Here is a 21,646-nt window from a genome sequence, read left to right as displayed (position 1 = left end):
ACGGACGGGCCCGGCGGCCCCTACGAGACGACGTTGACCTTCACGCCCACCGTCGCGAACGTCCACACCGCGTTGCCGTCCGCGCGGGACATCCGTACGCCACCCGCCTTCAGCGTCGGGTCCGGGCTCTCCATGGAGCCGTCCTGCGCGGCGCTGAAGCCGATGGCCACGTCGTTGTTGGTCGCGAACCGCACCACGTGCTCGATCGGCACCCCGTCGGAGCCCGTGACCCGGCCGGAGCGCGAGGTCACCCGGTAGACGCCGGGCCTGGCCTGCACCGCGCTCGGCATCACCCTGAAGGTCCGGGTCGCCTTGTTCTTCGCGTCCACCAGCCACACCCGGCGGTCGCCCAGCGCGTACACCACGCGCATGCCCGTGCCGGACGCGGCGGGAACGGCGAGGGGGTCCTTCTTCGGCTTCGGCTTGGCGTTGCCGGCCGTGGCCGGCGAACTGCTGGAGGCCTTCGGCTTGGCGCCCAGGTTGTCGGGGACGTTCGCCGATGCCTGGTAGGCCAGGAAGCCGACCGCGGCGACGGCCGCCGCGGTGAGCGCGGCCACGATTCCCGAGCTGCCCCTAGCCACCGTGCGCCTCTTTCGCCGTCGTATGCCGTAGACCGTCGTATGTCGTACAAGCGTTTACACGTACTCCGCGTATACCCGGTGACGGTAGCACCGGAGCACCCCCGCACCGGGACGCCGTACGGGGCGCCGTATCGCCCGCGGCGGAGCCGTAGGCTGTTTGCGTGCTCTTGCTCGCTATGGATACCGCCACCCCCGCCGTCACCGTCGCCCTGCACGACGGGACCCGCGTCGTCGCCGAGTCCGGTCAGGTCGACGCCCGAAGGCACGGGGAGCTGCTGCTGCCCGCCGTCGACCGGGTCCTCGCCGAGGCCGGCGTGAAACTCGACGCCGTGACGGAGGTGGTCGTGGGCGTCGGTCCCGGCCCGTACACCGGACTGCGGGTCGGCCTGGTGACGGCCGCGACCTTCGGCTCGGCGCTGTCCGTGCCCGTGCACGGGATCTGCACCCTGGACGCCCTCGCGTACGCCGCGGGGCAGGCCGGGGTGGCTGGCCCGTTCGCCGTCGCGACGGACGCCCGGCGCAAGGAGGTCTACTGGGCGCGGTACGAGGACCCCGTCACCCGGACCGGTGAACCCGCCGTCGACCGGCCCGCCGACATCGCGGAGCAGCTCGCGGGCCTCCCCGTCGCCGGGGCGGGCGCGGTGCTCTACCCCGACGCGTTCCCGGACGCGCGCGGCCCCGAGCACGTCGCCGCCGGTGCGATGGCGGCCCTCGCCGCCGAACGCCTCGCCGCGGGGGACGCGCTGCTGCCGCCGCAGCCGCTCTACCTGCGCAGGCCCGACGCGCAGGTCCCGAAGAACTACAAGGTGGTCACCCCCAAGTGACCGCCACGACCGCAGTGCTGCGCGAGATGCGCTGGTGGGACATCGATCCGGTGCTCGACCTGGAACACGAGCTGTTCCCGGACGACGCCTGGTCGGCCGGCATGTTCTGGTCCGAGCTGGCGCACGCCCGCGGACCGGGGGCCACCCGCCGCTATGTGGTCGCCGAGGACCCGGTCTCCGGCCGGATCGTCGGATACGCGGGCCTCGCGGCCGCCGGTGACCTCGCCGACGTACAGACGATCGGCGTCACCCGCGGCCACTGGGGCGGCGGGCTCGGCTCCGAGCTCCTGACCGACCTGCTGAAGCACGCCACGGCCTTCGAGTGCGCCGAGGTGCTGCTGGAGGTCCGTGTCGACAACACCCGGGCGCAGAAGCTGTACGAACGCTTCGGCTTCGAACCGATCGGTTTCCGCCGCGGCTACTACCAGCCGGGCAACATCGACGCACTCGTCATGCGCCTCCACGTACAAGAGCACGTACCAGAAAACGAGACTGACTGATGGCTGACGAACCGCTCGTACTCGGCATCGAGACCTCCTGCGACGAGACCGGCGTGGGCATCGTCCGCGGGACGACGCTGCTCGCCGACGCCGTCGCGTCCAGCGTCGACACGCACGCCCGCTTCGGCGGCGTCGTCCCCGAGATCGCCTCCCGCGCGCATCTGGAGGCGATGGTCCCCACGATCGAGCGCGCCCTGAAGGAGGCCGGGGTCACCGGTCGCGACCTCGACGGCATCTCCGTCACCGCCGGGCCCGGACTCGCCGGCGCCCTGCTCGTCGGCGTCTCGGCGGCCAAGGCGTACGCGTACGCGCTGAACAAGCCGCTGTACGGGGTGAACCACCTGGCCTCGCACATCTGCGTCGACCAGCTGGAACACGGCCCGCTGCCCGAACCGACGATGGCGCTCCTGGTCAGCGGCGGGCACTCCTCGCTGCTGCTCGCCCCCGACATCACCAACGACGTGCGGCCGCTCGGCGCGACCATCGACGACGCGGCGGGCGAGGCCTTCGACAAGATCGCCCGGGTGCTGCAGCTCGGCTTCCCCGGCGGCCCGGTCATCGACCGGCTCGCGAAGGAGGGCGACCCGAAGGCCATCGCGTTCCCGCGCGGTCTGAGCGGCTCGCGCGACCCCGCGTACGACTTCTCCTTCTCCGGTCTGAAGACCTCCGTCGCCCGCTGGATCGAGGCGAAGCGCGCCGCCGGCGAGGACGTGCCGGTACGGGACGTGGCGGCGTCCTTCCAGGAGGCCGTGGTGGACGTGCTCACCCGGAAGGCCGTCCGGGCCTGCAAGGACGAGGGCGTCGACCACCTGATGATCGGCGGCGGGGTCGCGGCCAACTCGCGGCTGCGGGCGCTCGCCCAGGAGCGGTGCGAACGGGCCGGAATCCGGCTGCGCGTGCCCCGCCCCGGACTGTGCACCGACAACGGGGCCATGGTCGCCGCACTGGGCGCGGAGATGGTGGCCCGCAACCGGCCCGCCTCCGACCTGGAGCTTTCGGCAGACTCCTCGCTGCCGGTCACCGAGACCCACGTACCGGGCGCCGGGCACGGCCACGGCCACACGCACGACCATGTGCACGAGATCAGCAAGGACAACCTGTACTCATGAGCGGGAACGGCACCACCGTCGCGCTGATGTGGGAGGCCCGGGCCACCGAGGGCAGGGGCGCGGAACTGCTGGAGTGGGCCCGCGCCCGCGCCGGCGAGCTGGCGCGCCCCCCGCTGCGCAGCGAGCTGCTGCGCGCCCCGCAGGACCGGGTCCTGGTCATCACCTGGTGGGAGGGCGCCTACGGCGACGACCTGCCGGAGCTGCCCGAGCCGGACGCGGCGGCCATCACCCGGCCGGTGCACCGCTGGCGGTTCGAGTCCCTCGGGCCAGCAGACCGGTGATGATCGCGTCGAGCTCCTCCGCCACCTCGTAGTCGGCGGCGTACGCCCGCCAGTCGTCCCTGATCGCGGTGAGGCGGGGCAGCAGGGCCGCGTCGTCCGCGGTGACCATCTCGGGGAAGTACCGGGTGGACGGCGGGTGCCCGGCGCCCGCGCGACCGGGGCAGCTGTCACTTCCGGAACGGGCCCGGTGGCCGATCCGGAAAATTCTCAGAAGAATTCGGGAGGGAGTGTCGATCCGGCTGTCCCCCGTTCGACGCAGGGGTGAGAGACGGGGAAGAGGTCCCCGCCCTCCCGACCGAGGAGTCACCATGCCGCGCTTCATGTCACTCATCCGCATCGACGAGCAGGCCGCCGCCGGGTTTGAGCCCGACCCCGACTTCGAGAAGCGCATGGGCGCCCTGTTCGAGGAGATCAACAAGGCGGGCGTGATGCTGGAGACGGCCGGCCTCACCCCGACCGCCCAGGGCACCCGGGTCCACTGGTCCGGCGGAAAGCTCAGCTACACCGACGGGCCCTTCACCGAGACCAAGGAGGTCGTCGGCGGGTACGCCATCCTCCAGTGCAAGGACAAGGACGAAGCGCTGGAGTGGACCAAGCGGTTCCTGCTGTGCCACCCGGAGAGCTGGAGCGTCACCTCCGAGGTCCGGGCCATCGACGAAGCGACCGGCTGACCTGGCCGGCCGCGCTTGCCCGCGTCCCGCACGGCTGCTCTGATGGGTGGCCGTGACAGCAGCGAGCGCGGTTGAGGCGGTATTCAGGATCGAGTCCGCGCGGATCATCGCCGGTGTCGCCCGGATCGTCCGGGACGTGGGCATCGCCGAGGAACTGGCGCAGGACGCCCTGGTCGCCGCGCTGGAGCAGTGGCCGGAGTCGGGCGTCCCGGACAACCCGGGAGCCTGGCTCATGGCCACCGCCAAGCACCGCGCCATCGACCTCGTACGCCGCCGCGAGACGTACGCCCGCAAGCTTGCCGAGATGGGCCACGCCCTGGACACCGTCCCCGGCGAACCGGACCCGGCTGCCGCGGACCCGGACCGGATCGACGACGACCTGCTGCGGCTGATCTTCACCTCGTGCCACCCGGTGCTCTCCACCGACGCCCGGATCGCCCTCACCCTGCGTCTCCTCGGCGGCCTCACCACCGAGGAGATCGCCCGCGCCTTCCTCACCACCGAACCGGCCGTCGCCCAGAGGATCGTCCGCGCCAAACGGGCACTCGGCCGGGCCGGCGTCCCCTTCGAGGTGCCGTACGGCCCCGAGCGCGCGGCCCGGCTCGGATCGGTGCTCGAAGTCATCTACCTGGTCTTCAACGAGGGCTACGCCGCGACCGCCGGCGACGACTGGCTGCGCCCCGGCCTCTGCGAGGACGCACTGAGGCTGGCCCGGGTGCTCGCCGGGCTGATGCCGGGCGAGGCCGAGGTGCACGGACTGGCCGCCCTGCTGGAGCTCCAGGCCTCGCGCACCGCCGCCAGGACCGGGCCGGACGGCGCCCCGGTGCTGCTCGCCGGCCAGAACCGGGCCCGCTGGGACCGGCTGCTGATCCGCCGCGGCTACGCGGCCCTGCTCCGGGCGAGCGAGACGGCCGCGGAGGCGGGGCAGGCCCTGGGCCCGTACGCCCTCCAGGCGGCCATCGCCGCCTGCCATGCCCGGGCGGCGCGCTACGAGGACACCGACTGGGCCGCCATCGCCGCGCTGTACGACCGGCTCGCCGCCCTGACCCCGTCCCCCGTCGTCGAGCTCAACCGCGCCGTCGCCGTCTCCATGGCCGAGGGCCCGGCCGCCGCGCTCGCCCTGGTCGACGCGCTGGCCGCCGACCCCGCGCTCAAGGGGTACCACTTGCTGCCGAGCGTCCGCGGGGATCTTCTGGAACGGATGGGGCGTACGGACGAGGCTCGTGCCGAGTTCGTACGGGCGGCGGAGCTCACCCGCAACGAGCGGGAGCGGGCGCTGCTCCTGGACCGGGCCGGCCGATGAGTTCCGGGCCCGCCACCGGTCTACCTTGCACGGCAACCGGCACCACCGCGTGAGGAGAAGACCATGCAGAAGGTCACCACGTTCCTGTGGTTCGACAAAAACCAGGCCGAGGAGGCGGCGGACCACTACATCTCCGTCATCGGCGGCGACTCGCGCGTCCTGGACGTGACCCGCTGGACGGCCGCGTCGCCGGGCGAGGAGGGAGCGGTGATGACGGTCCGCTTCCAGCTGGACGGCGCCGAGTACATCGCGTTCGACGGCGGTCCCGAGTTCCCCTTCAACGAGGCGGTCTCCCTCTCCGTGGAGTGCGATTCGCAGGAGGAGGCGGACCGGCTGTGGGACAGGCTCACCGCGGACGGCGGCCAGGAGAGCCAGTGCGGCTGGCTCAAGGACAGGTTCGGCGTCTCCTGGCAGATCATCCCGCCCGGTCTCGGTGACGCCCTGACCGACCCCGACCCGGAGAAGGCGGCCCGCGCCATGAAGGCGATGCTCGGCATGAAGCGCCTCGACATCGAGGCCATGCGCAACGCCTGACGCGCGATCACCCGGAGGCGGGGCGGCACCGGCGCTCGATAGGGTCTGGCCCATGTCCGCTCGCCCCGCGCTGCCGCCGCCCCCTCCACCCGTGGAGATACGCACCTGGCCCGACCGGGGAGCACTGCTCGCCGACCGGGCCCACATCCTGGGCGCGCTGGTGAAGATGCACCTCGGCCCCGGCCGGCTCGGACTGCTGTGGATGTGGGGAGCGGTCGGCGCGCTCGGCTGGGCGCTGGTCGGCACCGCCTTCATCACCTTCGAGCAGTCGTACGACGTCTTCAGCGCCTTCTTCGGCGTCATCATGCTGGGCCTGGGCGCCTGTTGCCTGGTGCCGGCCGTCGTCCTCGTCGTCATCGGCCTGCGCCGGGACCGGCAGCTGCGCCGACTCCTCGTGCAGTGGGGCGCCCTGGACCGTGATCCCGCGAGTGATGCCGCGTACCGGCTGCCGGGGGTGAGCCTGGCGTGGGTCCTCGGCTCTTTCGTGCTCTGCGCGTGCGGGCTGTACGCCTGCTTCGCGGTGCCGGCCGGAGCCGTACGGGGCGATGACACCTACGGCCTGATGGCCCTGGTGATGGGCCTCGGGTTCATCGGCTGGATCATCGGCCTCATCGGCATCACCAAGGCGTTCTGGCACCGGCGTTGGGTTCTGCGCACGGTGCTCGGCGCGGTCGCCCCCGAGCCGCTGGTCTCCGTGCGGGGCGGCACCCACCGCTGAAGCAGGCCGAGCCGCCGTCAGCGCAGGGCGGCCTCGGGGCCGGTCACGGGACGGCCGATCAGCATCGTCGGTACGTTGGCGACCCGGGTCAGGAAGACCGTGGCCGCGTTCGGGCCCTGGAGCTTCATCTTCCGCCGCAGTTCCTCCGGTTCGACCCCCGAACCACGCTTCTTGACGGTGAGGACGCCGACCTTCCGCTCCCGCAGGAGCGCCTTCAGCCGCTTCGTGTTGAAGGGCAGCTGATCGGTGATCTCGTAGCCCGCGGTGTACGGGGAGTCGTACAGCTCGTCGCTCGTGACGTACGCGATCATGTCGTCGAACAGCCGGCCGTGGCACCGCTCCACGATCCCGGCCACCAGATGTGCGCGGATCACCGCGCCGTCCGGCTCGTACAGATAGCGCCCCACCGGGCCGACCGGCGGGGCGGGCAGCACGGCCGGGGCGGACAGGGTGGCGCCCGACGGAAGCAGCGTCGCGCGGAAGGACCCTGCCTCGAAGCCCTCACCGAACCAGAGCACCGCCTCCTTCACGTCGCCGCCGTCCGAGATCCACTCGGCCTCCGCCTGCGGCCCGATCGCCTCGTGCGGCACCCCCGGGGCGATCTTCAACGCGGCCCTGGGCGCCTTCAGCGCCGCCTCGGTCGCCCAGGACAGGGGCGGCGAGTAGGCCTCCGGGTCGAAGATGCGGCCGCGTCCGCCGCGGCGGGCCGGGTCGACGAAGACCGCGTCGTAGGGCGAGGTGTCGATCTCCGTGACGTCGGCGCACCGCACCTCGATCAGCGCGTCCAGGCCGAGCGCGGCGGCGTTGGCCCGGGCCACCTCGGCGGTCAGCGGGTCGCGGTCCACGGCGAGGACGGAGATTCCGGCCCGGGCCAGGGCGATCGCGTCGCCGCCGATCCCGCAGCAGAGGTCGGCGACGCTGCGCACCCCGGTGTCCGCGAACCGGCGTGCGCGGTAGCCGGCCACCGAGGTGCGGGTCGCCTGCTCGACCCCGTTCGGCGTGAAGAACATCCGGTGCGCGTCCTCGGCGCCGAACTTCGCCACCGCCCGCTGCCGCAGCCTGGCCTGGCCCAGGGCCGCCGAGACGAGGGCGGCCGGGTGGGTGCGGCGCAGCCGGGTGGCGGTGGCCAGTTCGGTGGCGGGGTCGTACGAGCGCAGCCCGGCCAGCAGCTCGGCGCCTTCGGGGGCACGCAGGGCCCGGAAGTCGGCGAGGGGGTCGGGGGTGTCGTCGGACGGGCCGGTCGGGGCGAGAGCGTTCACCCGCCCCATTGTGGGCCAGTCGGCTGCGCGCCAGCCGGGGGACCGTGCGGGGCCGGCGCTGTGTCGGCCCGGATGCCCCGTCCCGGGCTGGCAGGATGCGGCGCCATGCAGCCAGTACGACAAAAGGAAGAATTCGACATGAAGAGGCGCAGACCGGGTGCGGAGTCGTGCGGACAGGGGCGGACGAGGCGCGGGCGCGGACACCTGCGACGCCGGCCGGGCTACGCGGTCCTCGCCGCGCTGCTGGTCGCCGCGGCCGGCTCGGGCTGTGCCGCCGAGACCGGCGGCAGCGCACCGGCCGACCCCGGCCGTGTCGCCGCGGCGCGGGCCGGACAGCCGGGCGGCCCCCCGGCCGCCGGGGCGGCGGGTTCCGTCGCGGCGCAGGCCGAGAAGGCGCGCCGCGCCCAGGCCGCACGGGCCGTGGCCGCCAAGAAGTGGGGCCTGGCGAGCACCCCGCTGACTCCGCCGGCGCCTCCCGCCGTCAAGCCGCACCTCACCACCCGCAAGGGCTTCGAGGTCGAGGGCGGTGACGCCTCGCTGCCGCCGGTCTTCACGACGGTCCCCACCGACAAGAAGATCGTCTTTCTGACGATGGACGACGGGGACGACAAGGACCCCGAGCTCCTGAAGATGATGGCGGACCTGAACATCCCGTACAGCGCCTTCCTCAGCGACTACCTGGTGCGCGACGACTACGCGTACTTCAAGGAGGCGCAGGCCCGCGGTGTCGTCCTCGGCAACCACACGCTGAACCACCGCTACATGCCCGGTCTCTCCCACGACGAGCAGAAGCGGGAGATCTGCGACCAGCAGGACATCATCGAGCAGCAGTACGGCGAGCGCCCCCGGCTCTTCCGGCCGCCGTACGGCAACTACAACGGCGACACCCTGCGGATCGCCAAGTCCTGCGGCATCACGGCCGTGCCGCTGTGGGCGGCGGAGGCCTTCCCCGACCACATGGAGTGGCGGGAGGAGGACCAGGACCTGCATCCCGGCGACATCATCCTCACGCACTTCCGGGGCAAGAAGGACTGGAAGGGCAGCATGCCCGACATGATCCGGAACGTCATGAAGGTCATCACGGACAAGGGTTACGCCGTGGCCCGCCTGGAGGACTACGTATGAGAAGGGCGCGCCGGCCGCTGGCCGGACTGCTGACCGCCGGTGCGCTCCTGGCCGCCACCGCGGGCTGCGCGCAGTCGGTGGACCCGATCGAGCGGCTGGGCCGGAAGGCCGCGCAGCACGTGAACCCGTCGCCGGACGAGCAGGCGCGGCCGGCGGCGGTGCGCGGTGACCACGGGGCGCCGGGGGCGATGGTCGTCGTCGCCTGCGGCCGCCCGGCGGCGGCCGGGGGCTCCGGGTTGCGCCCGCCGGTCCACTGGTGGCCGGACCGGTCCGGCGAAGAGGCCGCGGACGCGGGGTGCGCGAGCCGCTAGCCGCTGTGCCACGCCGGGTCCCCGGTCCGGCGCGGCGGGTGAGTACGAGGTCATCGCCGTACGGAACGGAGCGGACGGTCCCCGCGTTGTCCCTACGGTGACCGGAACGTTCTGCGGACGCGGTCGTACGCGGAGGAGGTCCCGGACGCCACGAGGGGCGTGAATTGGCACTCCGCTTGACCGAGTGCTAATCGCGGTCATAGTCTCAGTGCTGGCACTCCCCACTGGAGAGTGCCAGCAGTTCTGTGCGACCGGCAGGTCCGGCACCCGCGACGACGGGCCCACCTGGTCGCCACCCCAAAGACTGATAACCCCGTGAGATCTCCGAAGGGGGAGACCGGATCGTGTCGACCAGCACCAAGGTTGCGATCAAGCCGCTCGAGGACCGCATTGTGGTCCAGCCGCTCGACGCCGAGCAGACCACGGCCTCCGGCCTGGTCATTCCGGACACTGCCAAGGAGAAGCCCCAGGAGGGCGTCGTCCTGGCCGTGGGCCCGGGCCGCTTCGAGAACGGCGAGCGCCTTCCGCTCGACGTCAAGACCGGCGATGTCGTGCTGTACAGCAAGTACGGCGGCACCGAGGTGAAGTACAACGGCGAGGAGTACCTCGTCCTCTCGGCTCGCGACGTGCTCGCGATCATCGAGAAGTAATTCACCCACGTTTGCTTCTGTTCTGCGCCCCTGGCCCCCTGCGAAATAACTAGCCGGGCGGCAGGGGCGCAGTTCTTGTTTTGAGAGGACAGTTCAGCTCCATGGCGAAGATCCTGAAGTTCGACGAGGACGCCCGTCGCGCCCTCGAGCGCGGCGTCAACAAGCTTGCCGACACGGTGAAGGTGACGATCGGTCCCAAGGGCCGCAACGTCGTCATCGACAAGAAGTTCGGTGCGCCCACCATCACCAACGACGGTGTCACCATCGCGCGCGAGGTCGAGCTGGACGACCCGTACGAGAACCTCGGTGCCCAGCTGGTGAAGGAGGTCGCGACCAAGACCAACGACGTAGCCGGTGACGGTACGACCACCGCCACCGTCCTGGCCCAGGCGCTCGTCCGCGAGGGCCTGCGCAACGTGGCCGCGGGTGCGTCCCCGGCCGCCCTGAAGAAGGGCATCGACGCCGCGGTCAAGGCCGTGTCCGAGGAGCTCCTCGCGACCGCCCGTCCGATCGAGGACAAGTCCGACATCGCCGCCGTGGCCGCGCTCTCCGCGCAGGACACCCAGGTCGGCGAGCTCATCGCGGACGCGATGGACAAGGTCGGCAAGGACGGTGTCATCACCGTCGAGGAGTCCAACACCTTCGGTCTGGACCTCGACTTCACCGAGGGCATGGCCTTCGACAAGGGCTACCTGTCCCCGTACATGGTGACCGACCAGGAGCGTATGGAGGCCGTCCTCGACGACCCGTACATCCTGATCCACCAGGGCAAGATCGGCTCGATCCAGGAGCTGCTGCCGCTCCTGGAGAAGGTCATCCAGGCCGGTGCCTCCAAGCCGCTGCTGATCATCGCCGAGGACGTCGAGGGCGAGGCCCTGTCGACCCTGGTCGTCAACAAGATCCGTGGCACCTTCAACGCCGTCGCGGTGAAGGCCCCGGGCTTCGGTGACCGCCGCAAGGCCATGCTCGGCGACATCGCCACCCTCACCGGTGCGACCGTCATCGCCGAGGAGGTCGGCCTCAAGCTCGACCAGGCCGGTCTGGACGTGCTGGGCACCGCCCGCCGCGTGACCGTCTCCAAGGACGACACCACCATCGTCGACGGTGGCGGCAAGTCCGACGAGGTCGCCGGCCGCGTCAACCAGATCAAGGCCGAGATCGAGTCCACGGACTCCGACTGGGACCGCGAGAAGCTCCAGGAGCGCCTGGCGAAGCTGGCCGGCGGTGTCTGCGTGATCCGCGTCGGCGCTGCCACCGAGGTCGAGCTCAAGGAGAAGAAGCACCGTCTGGAGGACGCCATCTCCGCGACCCGCGCCGCGGTCGAGGAGGGCATCGTCTCCGGTGGTGGCTCCGCTCTGGTCCACGCCGTCAAGGTCCTCGAGGGCAACCTCGGCAAGACCGGCGACGAGGCCACCGGTGTCGCGGTCGTGCGCCGCGCCGCCGTCGAGCCGCTCCGCTGGATCGCGGAGAACGCGGGCCTCGAGGGCTACGTCATCACCTCGAAGGTCTCCGAGCTCGACAAGGGCCAGGGCTTCAACGCCGCGACCGGCGAGTACGGCGACCTGGTGAAGGCCGGCGTCATCGACCCGGTCAAGGTCACCCGCTCCGCGCTGGAGAACGCCGCGTCCATCGCGTCGCTGCTGCTCACGACCGAGACCCTGGTCGTCGAGAAGCCGGCCGAGGAAGAGGCCGAGGCCGGTCACGGCCACGGTCACTCGCACTAGCGTGTAGCTGCCCCGCGCAAGCGGTGAGGCCCGGTACCCCGCGAGGGGTACCGGGCCTTTCGCGTGTCCGGCCGCGCCGGCCCGTTCCTGCCCGGCATTCACGCTCGCCGGCCAACTCCGCCCCCTCGGCGAGTGGGGCCCGGCCGACTCCAGCCTTTCCGGCGAGTGAGGGGGCTCGGCCAACCCCAGCCCCTCCGGCGATTGAGGAGCGGGGTCCGGGGCGGAGCCCCGGGGCGCTGCCCCCGTACCCCGGCTCCTCAATCGCCGGAGGGGCTGGAATGGCCGGCCGGTCCCGACGGACGACGGGCCGCCGGACGGGCCGAAGGGGCAGGACGGGCAGGACGGGCAGGACGGGCGGGATGGGCCGGCGGGGCGAGACGGGCCCGAGGGCCGGACTACGCCGAGCGCGACAGCGCGTCTCCGTGGACCGGGTCCGCGAACGGGCGGCCGGACGCGAAGCGTTCCAGTTCGTCCAGCGCCTGGTCCGCCATCCGGTGCAGCTCGTTGCCCAGCGATCCGGCGATGTGCGGCGTGAGCAGCACGTTCGGCAGGTCGTAGAGCGGCGAGGCCGCCCGGGGCAGGTCCGGGTCCGTCACGTCCAGGACCGCGTGCAGCCGCCCGCTCGTCAGCTCGGGCAGCAGCGCGTCCTCGTCGACCAGCGAACCCCGGGCCGTGTTGATCAGCGTCGCGCCCGACGGCATCGCCGCCAGCTGGGCGGTGCCGATCAGATGCCGCGTCTCCGGAAGCTGCGGAGCGTGCACCGAGACCACCGAACTGCTCGCGCACAGCTCGTCGAGAGCCGCGAGGCGGGTACCCAGCCGGGCTGCCTCGTCCGCCCCGACGTACGGGTCGTACAGCAGGACGTCCAGATCGAAGGGGCGCAGCAGCTCGATCACGCGCCGGCCGATGCGGGAGGCGCCGACGATGCCCACCGTACGGCGGTAGTTGCCGCTGCCGTCCAGCTCGTCGAGCCAGTCGTGGCCGGTGCGCAGTTCCCCGTATCGCCGTGCCGAGCGCAGGACCTGCTTGCCCGCGAAGAGGATCGCGGCCACGGTGAACTCGGCGACCGGCAGCGCGTTGGCCCCGGCCGCGGAGGTGACGGCGATGCCCCGTTCCCAGCAGGCGTCGGTGATGTGGTGCTTGACGGACCCGGCCGCGTGCACCACCGCACGCAGCCGCGGGGCGGCTGCCAGCACCGGCCCGGTGAGCGGCGTCGCGCCCCAGCAGGTGAAGAGCACCTCGGCCTCGGCGAGCGCGGCCGCCACCTCGGGTGACGGGTCGGCCAGATCGTGGGCGACGAGCCGGGTGTCCGTACGGGTCAGGGCGGCCAGCCGGGTGTGGTGGCGTTCGGCGAGGAGGCGCCCGGCGATGCCGGGGCCCATCGCGAGCAGCGCCCGGGGCCGGTTGTCAGTGGGGTGCGGCATGGTGGAACTCGTACTCCTCGGGCTCGCGTGGACGGTCACTTGACGCTTCCGGCGGTCAGGCCCGCCTTCCAGTGCCGCTGCAGGGAGACGAAGGCGACGATCAGCGGGATGACGGCGAGCAGGGAGCCGGTGACGACGAGGGGGTAGAAGCTCGGTTCGCCATGGGTGTTGGTGTTCCACGAGTACAGACCGAGGCTCAGGGGGAAGAGCTTGCGGTCCGAGAGCATCACGAGGGGGAGGAAGAAGTTGTTCCAGATCGCGGTGAACTGGAAGAGGAAGACGGTCACGAAGCCCGGCATGACCATGGGCAGACCGACGGACCAGAAGATGCGCAGCTCGCCCGCCCCGTCGATACGGGCGGCCTCCAGGGCCTCGTTCGGTATGTAGCCGGTGCTGAACACGCGGGCCAGATACACGCCGAACGGGTTGACGAGCACCGGGATCAGCACCGACCAGTAGGTGTTCACCAGGCCGACCTTGGACGCCAGCAGGTACATCGGCAGAGCCAGCGCGGTGGTGGGGACGAGCACGCCCATCAGCACCAGGCCGAACAGCTGGTCCTTGCCCCGGAAGGCGTACTTGTCGAAGGCGTACCCGGCGGCGACGCAGATCAGCGAGCAGGCGATGGCCCCGATGCCCGCGTACAGAAGGCTGTTGAGGTACCAGCGGAAGTAGATGCCGTCCCCGTAGGACGCCAGGTTCGACAGGTTCTCGCCGAGGTTGAAGCCGTCGAAGGAGAACGCGTTGCCGGCGAGCAGGCCGCCGGTGTCCTTGGTGGCGGCGGTGACCAGCCAGACGAGCGGGAAGAGCATGTAGACGACGGCGAGCAGCAGGAAGCCGTTGACCGCGGTCTTCGACATCCAGCGGCCGTGGGAGGCGGGGGAACTCATGCTTTCTTGCCCTTCCGGCCGGTGAAGCGGGTGACGACGAAGGACAGCAGCGCGGCGGTGAGTGCCAGCAGGATGGAGGCGGCCGCGGCGAGGCCGTAGTCGTTGCGTTCGAAGGCCGCGGTGTACGCGTACATGTTCGGCGTCCAGGTGGAGGAGACGGCGGAGCCGGTCCCCTTGTTGAGGATCAGAGGCTCGGTGAACAGCTGGAGCGAGCCGATGACGGTGAACAGCGCGACCATCACGACGGACGCGCGGATCAGCGGGACCTTGATGCCGATCGCGATCCGCCAGGCCCCGGCCCCGTCGACCGTGGCGGCTTCGAGCACGGAGCGGTCGATGGCCTGCAACGCGGCATAGAAGATCACCATGTTGTAGCCGAGCCACTCCCACAGCGCGATGTTGACGACCGAGGGCAGGGCGCCGTCGGGGGAGAAGAAGTCGAAGCCGATGCCGCCGGACTCCATGGCACTGACCACCGGGCTGAGCTGCGGGGTGTAGAGGTACACCCAGATCAGCGCGGCGATGATGCCGGGCACGGCGTGCGGCAGGAACAGCGCGAGCTGGAAGAACCGGCGGGCGCGGGCCAGCGTGGAGTCCAGCAGCAGGGCGAGGGCGAGGGCTCCGACGAGCAGGAGCGGAATGTAGAACAGGCAGTATCCGAGGAGTACGCCGAAGCCCTCGCGGAACGCCCGGTCGCCCAGGGCCGCCGTGTAGTTGTCGAGTCCGCTGAACACGGTCTCGGTGCCGCCGAAGCCCAGGCCGGACTGCTTCTCGGTGAACAGGCTGAGCCAGACCGCGTAGCCGATCGGCAGCACCATCGCCAGCGTGAACAGTACGAAGAAGGGCCCCAGCAGGATGGCGGCGGCTCTGGTCGTCCGGGCGCGCTTCATCAGCCTGCGTCCTCGACCTTCAGACCGCGCTTCTTCAGCTCGGCGACCGTGGCGTCGTGCCCGGCCTTCACGGCCTCCTCGACCGTGGTGCCGCCGCTGGCGACCTTGCCGAACTGGTCCTTCATCGTGGTGTTCGTGGTGCCGGTCGTCGGGCCCCAGCTCCAGTCCGGGCCGATGGACGTCGCGGCCTCCTCGAACACCTGGTAGATGTCCTCGCCGCCGTAGAAGTCCGCGTCGAAGGCCTTCTTCGCGACCGGCCGCAGGGCCGCCGCGGCCGGGAAGGCGCTCGATGTGCCGGACTCGATGCGGGCCTTGATGCCTTCCTCCGTGGTCGACATCCAGGTGGCGAACTCGACCGCGGCCCCGGCCTTCTTGCTGTCCTTCGTCACCGCGAAGGTGGAGCCGCCGAGCATGCCGCTGGCCGGCTTCCCGTCCCAGCTGGGCATCGGGGCGACGGCCCACTTGCCGCTCTGCTCGGGCAGGGTGCCCTTGAGGACGCCCGCGCCCCAGGCCGCGCCGAGATAGCCGACGGTGCCGCCGTTCTTGAGGGAGTTGGTCCACTCGGGGCTGAAGGAGGCGTTGGCGCGGATCAGGTCGTCGTCGAGCAGACCCTGCCAGTAGTCGGCGACCTTGTTGGTGGCGGCGTCGGTGGTGTTCACCTTCCAGGTGTCGCCCTCGGGCTTGTACCACTGGGCGCCGGCCTGCCAGGCCATCGCCTGGAACGTGGTCGGGTCGTCGGGGAAGAAGGTGCCGATGCGGGCCTTCTTGTCCGCCTTCCTGACCTTCTCGGCGGCCTTGCGGAAGTCGTCCCAGGTCTTGGGGACCTCGACGCCGTACTTCTCGAACAGGTCCTTGCGGTAGTAGAACGACTGCGGCGAGGCGTCGAAGGGGACGGCCCAGTTCTTGCCGCCGAGCGTCGTCAGTTCCACCGCCTGGGGCAGCAGCTTCTTCCTGATGTCCTCGGTGAAGTACTGGCCGATGTCCTGGAGCGCACCTTGGCTGACGTACTCCGGGAGCTGCGGGTACTCGATGGAGACGAGGTCGGGGGCGTTGCCCGCCTTCACGGCGTTGGAGATCTTGGCGTAGCCGCCCGCGTTGCCGGACGGGATCTCCTCGTACACCACCTTGATGTTCGTGTGGGAGGCGTTGAACGCGTCAACGACCTCCTTGGACCCCTTGGCCCAGCCCCAGAAGGTGATGCTGACGGGCTTGCCGTCGCTTCCGGCGGCGGACGTGTCGTCACCGCTGCCGCCACAGGCCGTGAGAACGGCGAGGGCGGTGGCGGCGCCGACTACGGCGAGGGACGTTCTGCTCGAACTGCGGCTCACAGCGAGGCTCCTGAACAGGCGGCGACATTGGCGTTGGCCGTGATCCTTGGACCAGCCGTGACCGAAGTCAAGAGCGAAAGATCGATTGATCGAAAAAAGATCAGAAGAGTTGCGTACGGAGTGTGCGCGGAAGTCGCTGGAGCGACCCTGGGGGCGGCCCTGGGAACGACCTGGGAGCGCCCCGCGAACGGCCGGGCAACGCCTACGGAAGCGGCGCTCCGCACGAGTCCCTGACCCGCAGCTGGGGGAGCAGGGTCAGGTGCCGGCGCGGTGTGTCGGTGCCGCCCTGCCCCAGTCGTTCCACCAGCAGTTCCGTCGCATGACGGCCCACCTCGCGCTTGGGCGGGGCCACGGCGGTGAGGGGGGTGTCCGCGAGCGCCGCCACCTCGTCGTCGTACGCGATCAGCGCGAGGTCCTCCGGCACCCGCACGCCCAGCTCCGCGAGGCGCTGCACCACCTGGATCGCGTCCACGTCGTTATGGATCAGGGCCGCCGTCGCCACCCCCGAGTGGACCGCCTCGCGCAGGGCCTGCACGGCCTCCTCGAACGCCTCGGGGGCCAGTTCGGCCGGTACGGAATCGATCACGTCCTGCGGTGTGCGCAGCCCGAGCACGGTCAGCGCCTCCGCGTATCCGGAGCGCACCGCGAGGGCGGTCGGGGAGTCCGCGCGGGCCATCAGCAGCGGTGCTCCGTGCCCGAGACCCACCAGGTGGCGCACGGCCAGCAGCACCCCGTGCGCGTGGTCCGAGCAGACGCGGTCCAGGCCGTCCAGGGGGGACCCGGCGGTGGGCCTGCGCTCCAGCAGGACGGTCGGCACGGGCAGCGAGCTGATCCAGTCACCGAAGGCGGAGGGGTCGCCCGGATGCTGCCAGCCGGGCGCGACGAGCAGCCCCTCGGCGCCCGCGGACAGCAGCCCCTCGGTGCGGGCCTGGTCCTCCTGCGGACGGTAGTCGGAGATCCGCAGGATCAGCCGGGCACCCGCCCGGGCGGCCGCCTCGTGAGCGCCCCGGATGACCTCGGCGAAGTAGTAGGTCGCCGAGGGCGCGAGCATGCCGAGCACCAGGCCGTTGCCGGCGGCGGGCCCAGTCGCGGGGGTGGCGTCCTGGGGCCAGGACACCGAACCGTGGACCCGGTCGAGCAGTCCGCGGCCGGCCAGGTCCTCGACGTCCCGGCGCACCGTGACGGGCGAGACCCCCAACTGCGAGGCCAGGTCCGAGACCCGGGCCGAGCCCCGGTCGCGTACCAGCCCGAGCAGGCGGTCATGACGTTCAGCAGCACTTTCGCGCACGGTGGCAGTCCCCTCGCAGTGTGTGGTCCGGCCCCGGGCCCGGCCGGTTCCGGAGCCGGTGTCCGACCCTAGACCAACGTGATCGAACGATGGGAGTTTCGATCATTCAAACGTAATCCATTGACGTTCGATCAATCCAAGTCCAGGATTCCCGGCGATGCCGATCCGGCCGTTCCCGGCACGCCCCGACTGTTCGTACGGAGGAATTGTGAGACATCGCGTCACCGCAGCGGCGCTCGCGGCCCTGACCGCTGCCGCCGGACTGACCGTCGCAGGCCCGAACACCGCGCAGGCGGTACCCGCCGGCCGCACCTTTCACGTCGACTGCTCGGCCGCCCCGGACGGGGCCACCGGCAGCAGGCAGCACCCCTGGACCACGCTTGCCGAGGCCAACGCGCACCCCTACGGGCCGGGCGACCGGCTTCTGTTCAAGCGCGGTGCCACCTGCACCGGCACCCTCGCCCCCAGGGGAACCGGCTCCGCCCGCGCGCCGTTCACCATCGCCGACTACGGCAGCGGCCCGGACCGTGCCCGGCTCGACGGCGCCGGCGCCCACGACACCGTTCTGCTCTCCAACACGCAGTACGTGCACCTCAGGAACCTGGAGATCACCAACGCCGACAACCCGGGCAGCGAGCGCAACGGCGTCCGGCTGCGCCTGACCGACTTCGGCGTCGCCCGCGGATTCGACATCAGCGGCCTCTACATCCACGACGTGCGCGGCGGCGACTACAAGACCGTGTCCGGCTCCAGCGCCATCCACATCGCCGTCGAGGGCACGGCGAAGGCCAGCTGGTACGACGGTCTGGACATCGGCCACAACCGCATCGAGGACGTCGACCGCGAGGGCGTCTACTTCAAGTCGACCTTCTCCAAGCGTGATCTGGTCGGCGGGCAGCAGGACCCGAACGTCTACCCGGGGGAGTGGACCCCCAGCACCGGTGTGCGCATCCACCACAACACGCTCAAGTCCCTGGCCGGCGACGGCATGAAGCTCGACACCACGAGCGGCGCCCGCGTCGACCACAACCGGGTCGACGGCTTCCAGCTCCGCTCGCCCTCCGCCAACGCGGGCATCTGGACCTTCAACACCGACGACACGACCGTCGAGTACAACGAGGTCTCGGGCGGCGGCAACACCCACGACGGCATGTCCTTCGACGCCGACGGCGCCTCGCAGAACACCGTCTTCCAGTACAACTACAGCCACGACAACAAGGGCGGCTTCCTGCTGATCTGCCCGTACAGCGGGGCGAAGACCCTCGGCACGGTCGCCCGCTACAACGTCAGCCGCGACGACGGCGCCCGCCTGATCCAGAACTGCTGGGGCCCGATCCTGGGCACCGAGATCTACAACAACACGTTCCACAACAAGGAGCAGATCCCCGGCTACCTCGTCCAGGACGACGCCGGGAGCCCCGCCACCACCCAGCACGAACTGTCCATCCGCAACAACGTCTTCGTCAGCGAGGGCACCGGCGGCTACGCCTTCAAGAACCCGACCCCCGGGCTCTCGTTCGACCACAACGCCTTCTACGGCATCGACATGACGCGCCCGGACCCCGGCGGCATCACGGCCGACCCGGAACTCCGGGACGACTTCCGGCTCGGCGCGGGGTCGCCCGCCCTCGCCGCCGGAGCCGTCATCGAGGACAACGGCGGCAAGGACTACTTCGGCAGCCGCCTGAAGCCCGGCGCCCCCAACATCGGCGCCTACGCGGGCCGCGGCCTGCGGTAACCCACCGCTCACTGAGGTCCGTACTTGCGGCCTGTCTTGGAGGTGACCCCTCCGAGCAGGCCGCGCGGCGTGACCTTCACCAGCCCCATCAACGCCTTGTACCGCGCGTCGGGGATCGAGAGCGACTTGCCGCGCGCCAGGTCCGCCAGCGCCGTCGCCACCAGCTTGTCGGCGTCGAGCCACATCCAGCCCGGGATGTTGCCGGTGCCCATCCCGGCCCGCTCATGGAACTCCGTCCGCACGAAGCCGGGGCACAGGGCCATCATCCGCACGCCCGAACCGGCCAGGTCCTTCGCGACGCCCTGGGTGAACTGCACGACCCACGCCTTGGACGCCCCGTACGTACCGCGCGGCACGAACGCGGCGACGGAGGCCACGTTCACGATGCCGCCCCTGCCCCGCTCGCTCATGCCGGCCGCGGCCGCCGACGTCAGCCGCAGGACCGCCTCGCAGTGCACCTTCAGCATCGCCAGTTCGTCGGCCATCGGGACATCGAGAAAATGCCCCTTGTTGCCGAACCCGGCGTTGTTGACCAGCAGATCGACCGGCTGCTTACGGTCCGTCAGCCTGCTCTCGACCGCGGCGATCCCGTCGTCCGCGGACAGGTCCGCCGTCAGCACCTCGGCCTCGATGCCGTGCCGGTCGTGCAGTTCGGTGGCCTGTTCCCGCAGCCGGTCGGTGTCGCGGGCCACCAGCACGAGGTTGTGCCCCTCGGCCGCGAGCCGCCGCGCGAAGGCGGCGCCGATGCCCGCGGTCGCGCCCGTAATCAGTGCAGTCGTCATACGCGGCACGTTAGTGCCCCGTGCGGACCTGGCGACGACCCGCCCACCGCTCCCCGCTCAGCCCTGACGGGGCGCGTACGCGCGGGCGCTCCGCAGCGCCTCGGGGTGCAGTGCCTCGCCGGCCGGAAGCAGCAGCGGCAGCAGTTCGCGCTGCGTCGTCACGGCCCGGAACTGCAGTTCCACCGTCACCTCGTGGTCCGGCCGGTGCACGATCTCGACCGGGTCGCCGGCCCGGATGCTCCCCGGCGTGATCACCCGGAGGTACGCCCCCGGGGCCGCCGCCTGCGTGAACCGCTTGACCCAGCGCGCCTCGTCGAGGTGGCCCGCGAACGTACGGCACGGAATCCGGCCGGAGGTGACCTCCAGGACCAGCTCCGCGCCGATCCGCCAGCGCTCGCCGATCAGCGCACCGCCGACCTCCAGCCCGCCCGTGGTCAGGTTCTCGCCGAACGAGCCGTTGGCCAGCGGGCGCCCCAGTTCCCGCTCCCACCCGTCGAGATCCTCGCGGGCGAAGGCGTACACGGCCTGGTGCGAGCCGCCGTGGTGGCGCAGGTCGCAGATCGTGTCCCCGGCCAGACCGCTGCCGCCCTCACCCTTGGGGCCGGGGTCGCAGACCCGTATGAGCCCCTCGACGGGGTGCTTGTCGATCCCGGTCATGCCGCCCGGGGCGTCGGTGTAGGGCGCCGCCGTGGGACGGCCCGCGTTCACGGTCAGCACAGTCTTCGCAGTCATGTCCCGAACGTTAGCGAGTCCTGGCTCAAAGCTGTAAGCGAATAATTCGCAGTAGACCCAAGAGTCCCTTATGTTGGAAGGGTGATCGAAGCCCGTCATCTCCGAGTCCTGCGCGCCGTGGCCGGCACCGGCTCCTTCTCCGCCGCCGCCCGTGAGCTCGGCTGCACCCAGCCCGCCGTCAGCCAGCAGATGAAGGCGCTGGAGTCCTCGGCGGGTACCACGCTGCTCATCCGCACCGGGCGGGAGATGCGGCTGACGCAGGCCGGTGAGGCGCTCGTACGCCATGCCTCCGGCATCCTCGCCGGGCTCACCGCCGCCGAGGAGGAGGTCGCCGCGATTGCCGGGCTGCGAGCCGGCCGGGTCCGGCTGGTCTCCTTCCCCAGCGGCAGCTCCACTCTGGTCCCGGGCGCCCTCGCGGCGCTCCGGGCCGCCCATCCCGGCACCCGGGTCTCCCTGGTCGAGGCCGAGCCGCCGCGCTCGGTGGAGATGCTGCGCGACGGCGACTGCGACATCGCGCTGGCCTTCCGGTACGGCGCGCAGGGCGCGGAGTGGGACGACCTGGTGGTGCGGCCCCTGCTCACCGACCGGCTGATCGGTCTCGTCCCCGAAGGACACCCTTTCGCGGGCCGGGACGAGGTGGGTATCGGTGAACTCGCCGGGGAGCCGTGGATCGCCGGCTGCCCGCGCTGCCGCCGGCAGCTGGTGGAGGTCTGCGAGGCGTCCGGCTTCACCCCGCGGATCGACTTCGCCACCGACGACTACCCGGCGGTGATCGGCCTGGTCGGCGCGGGCCTCGGGGTGGCCGTCCTGCCGGCGCTGGCGATCGAGTCGGTACGCCCCAGGGGGGCCAGGACCGTGACGGTGGAGCCCGCCATCGAGCGCGAGATCGTCGCGCTGACCCTGCCCGACCTGGCCCAGGTCCCGGCCGTGGCGGCCACCCTGGACCAGCTCTCGCTGGCGGCCGCCCGCTGAGCGGTCCGCCGC

Annotated in this window: 24 protein-coding genes; 14 read left to right on the top strand and 10 right to left on the bottom strand. The window is 71.4% G+C overall.

The genetic code is table 11. The features are described 5' to 3' along the window. Nucleotides 1-20 precede the first annotated feature (20 nt). The gene (locus OG959_RS14245) at nt 21-581 is read right to left on the bottom strand and encodes a hypothetical protein (RefSeq protein WP_442805569.1); all 561 of its coding nucleotides are present in this window, start codon (nt 579-581) and stop codon (nt 21-23) included. A 176-nt stretch (nt 582-757) separates the two neighbouring features. Between OG959_RS14245 and tsaB the strand changes: the two genes are divergently transcribed. Genes tsaB through OG959_RS14225 form a run of 4 tightly spaced genes read left to right on the top strand, consistent with a single transcriptional unit; the run spans nt 758 to nt 3,295 of the window. Further along, complete coding sequence (gene tsaB, locus OG959_RS14240) at nt 758-1,405, top strand: tRNA (adenosine(37)-N6)-threonylcarbamoyltransferase complex dimerization subunit type 1 TsaB (protein WP_326666375.1); 648 nt, start codon at nt 758-760, stop codon at nt 1,403-1,405. Next, nucleotides 1,402-1,905, top strand: coding sequence for a ribosomal protein S18-alanine N-acetyltransferase (rimI, locus tag OG959_RS14235; protein WP_326658546.1), 504 nt, complete (start codon nt 1,402-1,404; stop codon nt 1,903-1,905). The genes tsaB and rimI overlap by 4 nt, the downstream gene beginning before the upstream one ends. Beyond that, entirely contained in the window at nt 1,905-3,014 is a 1,110-nt protein-coding gene (tsaD, locus tag OG959_RS14230) for a tRNA (adenosine(37)-N6)-threonylcarbamoyltransferase complex transferase subunit TsaD (RefSeq protein WP_326658545.1), read from the top strand. The genes rimI and tsaD overlap by 1 nt, the downstream gene beginning before the upstream one ends. Continuing rightward, on the top strand, nt 3,011-3,295 hold the full coding sequence (locus tag OG959_RS14225) for a hypothetical protein (RefSeq protein ID WP_219572922.1): 285 nt from the start codon (nt 3,011-3,013) through the stop codon (nt 3,293-3,295). Before tsaD ends, OG959_RS14225 begins: the two co-directional genes overlap by 4 nt. Here OG959_RS14225 and OG959_RS14220 read toward each other — a convergent pair. Next, on the bottom strand, nt 3,240-3,404 hold the full coding sequence (locus OG959_RS14220; RefSeq protein ID WP_326658544.1) for a hypothetical protein: 165 nt from the start codon (nt 3,402-3,404) through the stop codon (nt 3,240-3,242). The genes OG959_RS14225 and OG959_RS14220 overlap by 56 nt on opposite strands. Before the next feature lie 199 nt (nt 3,405-3,603). On the opposite strand from OG959_RS14220, the gene OG959_RS14215 reads away from it, so the two are divergent. The 4 genes from OG959_RS14215 (at nt 3,604) to OG959_RS14200 (ending at nt 6,521) form a co-directional block, all read left to right on the top strand. Further along, on the top strand, nt 3,604-3,966 hold the full coding sequence (locus tag OG959_RS14215; RefSeq protein WP_326658543.1) for a YciI family protein: 363 nt from the start codon (nt 3,604-3,606) through the stop codon (nt 3,964-3,966). A 52-nt stretch (nt 3,967-4,018) separates the two neighbouring features. Continuing rightward, nucleotides 4,019-5,269 (top strand): RNA polymerase sigma factor, encoded by a 1,251-nt coding sequence (locus OG959_RS14210; RefSeq protein ID WP_326658542.1) that lies wholly within the window; start codon nt 4,019-4,021, stop codon nt 5,267-5,269. 63 nt (nt 5,270-5,332) lie between these two features. Next, nucleotides 5,333-5,803 carry a VOC family protein gene (locus tag OG959_RS14205; protein WP_326658541.1) on the top strand — a complete coding sequence of 157 codons (471 nt, stop codon included), beginning with the start codon at nt 5,333-5,335 and terminating at the stop codon, nt 5,801-5,803. Nucleotides 5,804-5,855: 52 nt separating this feature from the next. Further along, nucleotides 5,856-6,521, top strand: a complete 666-nt coding sequence (locus OG959_RS14200; protein ID WP_326658540.1) for a hypothetical protein — start codon at nt 5,856-5,858, stop codon at nt 6,519-6,521. A 17-nt stretch (nt 6,522-6,538) separates the two neighbouring features. Here OG959_RS14200 and OG959_RS14195 read toward each other — a convergent pair whose 3' ends face one another. Further along, a complete protein-coding gene (locus OG959_RS14195; RefSeq protein ID WP_326658539.1) occupies nt 6,539-7,789 on the bottom strand; it encodes a class I SAM-dependent methyltransferase in 1,251 nt (416 codons plus the stop codon). Nucleotides 7,790-7,918: 129 nt separating this feature from the next. On the opposite strand from OG959_RS14195, the gene OG959_RS14190 reads away from it, so the two are divergent. The 4 genes from OG959_RS14190 (at nt 7,919) to groL (ending at nt 11,590) form a co-directional block, all read left to right on the top strand. Continuing rightward, on the top strand, nt 7,919-8,905 hold the full coding sequence (locus tag OG959_RS14190) for a polysaccharide deacetylase family protein (RefSeq protein ID WP_326658538.1): 987 nt from the start codon (nt 7,919-7,921) through the stop codon (nt 8,903-8,905). After that, nucleotides 8,902-9,216, top strand: coding sequence for a hypothetical protein (locus OG959_RS14185; RefSeq protein ID WP_326658537.1), 315 nt, complete (start codon nt 8,902-8,904; stop codon nt 9,214-9,216). Before OG959_RS14190 ends, OG959_RS14185 begins: the two co-directional genes overlap by 4 nt. Nucleotides 9,217-9,557: 341 nt before the next feature. Next, nucleotides 9,558-9,866: a co-chaperone GroES gene (groES, locus tag OG959_RS14180; RefSeq protein ID WP_024490209.1), complete on the top strand. Its 309-nt coding sequence runs from the start codon at nt 9,558-9,560 to the stop codon at nt 9,864-9,866. 101 nt (nt 9,867-9,967) lie between these two features. Next, nucleotides 9,968-11,590, top strand: a complete 1,623-nt coding sequence (gene groL, locus OG959_RS14175; RefSeq protein ID WP_148020263.1) for a chaperonin GroEL — start codon at nt 9,968-9,970, stop codon at nt 11,588-11,590. A 395-nt stretch (nt 11,591-11,985) separates the two neighbouring features. Here groL and OG959_RS14170 read toward each other — a convergent pair whose 3' ends face one another. The 5 genes from OG959_RS14170 to OG959_RS14150 all read right to left on the bottom strand — a co-directional run bounded on the left by OG959_RS14170 (nt 11,986) and on the right by OG959_RS14150 (nt 17,410). Next, on the bottom strand, nt 11,986-13,014 hold the full coding sequence (locus tag OG959_RS14170) for a hydroxyacid dehydrogenase (protein WP_326658536.1): 1,029 nt from the start codon (nt 13,012-13,014) through the stop codon (nt 11,986-11,988). A 35-nt stretch (nt 13,015-13,049) separates the two neighbouring features. After that, nucleotides 13,050-13,904 carry a carbohydrate ABC transporter permease gene (locus OG959_RS14165; RefSeq protein WP_326658535.1) on the bottom strand — a complete coding sequence of 285 codons (855 nt, stop codon included), beginning with the start codon at nt 13,902-13,904 and terminating at the stop codon, nt 13,050-13,052. Then, nucleotides 13,901-14,794, bottom strand: a complete 894-nt coding sequence (locus OG959_RS14160; RefSeq protein WP_148020266.1) for a carbohydrate ABC transporter permease — start codon at nt 14,792-14,794, stop codon at nt 13,901-13,903. The genes OG959_RS14165 and OG959_RS14160 overlap by 4 nt, the downstream gene beginning before the upstream one ends. Continuing rightward, nucleotides 14,794-16,122, bottom strand: coding sequence for an ABC transporter substrate-binding protein (locus OG959_RS14155; RefSeq protein WP_326658534.1), 1,329 nt, complete (start codon nt 16,120-16,122; stop codon nt 14,794-14,796). The genes OG959_RS14160 and OG959_RS14155 overlap by 1 nt, the downstream gene beginning before the upstream one ends. Nucleotides 16,123-16,324: 202 nt before the next feature. After that, a complete protein-coding gene (locus tag OG959_RS14150) occupies nt 16,325-17,410 on the bottom strand; it encodes a substrate-binding domain-containing protein (RefSeq protein ID WP_326658533.1) in 1,086 nt (361 codons plus the stop codon). A 208-nt stretch (nt 17,411-17,618) separates the two neighbouring features. Between OG959_RS14150 and OG959_RS14145 the strand changes: the two genes are divergently transcribed. Continuing rightward, nucleotides 17,619-19,148 (top strand): right-handed parallel beta-helix repeat-containing protein, encoded by a 1,530-nt coding sequence (locus tag OG959_RS14145; protein ID WP_326658532.1) that lies wholly within the window; start codon nt 17,619-17,621, stop codon nt 19,146-19,148. Between the two features lie 8 nt (nt 19,149-19,156). Here the strand turns inward: OG959_RS14145 and OG959_RS14140 are convergent, their stop codons facing one another. Both OG959_RS14140 and OG959_RS14135 read right to left on the bottom strand, forming a co-directional pair. Then, complete coding sequence (locus OG959_RS14140; RefSeq protein ID WP_326658531.1) at nt 19,157-19,930, bottom strand: SDR family NAD(P)-dependent oxidoreductase; 774 nt, start codon at nt 19,928-19,930, stop codon at nt 19,157-19,159. A 57-nt stretch (nt 19,931-19,987) separates the two neighbouring features. Further along, the gene (locus OG959_RS14135; protein WP_326658530.1) at nt 19,988-20,662 is read right to left on the bottom strand and encodes an MOSC domain-containing protein; all 675 of its coding nucleotides are present in this window, start codon (nt 20,660-20,662) and stop codon (nt 19,988-19,990) included. A gap of 81 nt (nt 20,663-20,743) precedes the next feature. Here OG959_RS14135 and OG959_RS14130 point away from each other — a divergent pair, with 81 nt between their 5' ends. After that, nucleotides 20,744-21,634, top strand: coding sequence for a LysR family transcriptional regulator (locus OG959_RS14130; protein WP_326658529.1), 891 nt, complete (start codon nt 20,744-20,746; stop codon nt 21,632-21,634). Nucleotides 21,635-21,646 lie beyond the last annotated feature (12 nt).

The sequence above is a fragment of the Streptomyces sp. NBC_00385 genome, from assembly GCF_035917155.1.
Classification (GTDB): domain Bacteria; phylum Actinomycetota; class Actinomycetes; order Streptomycetales; family Streptomycetaceae; genus Streptomyces; species Streptomyces poriferorum.
Note: the sequence above shows the minus strand (reverse complement) of the source record. Positions and strands in the feature narration are given on the sequence as shown.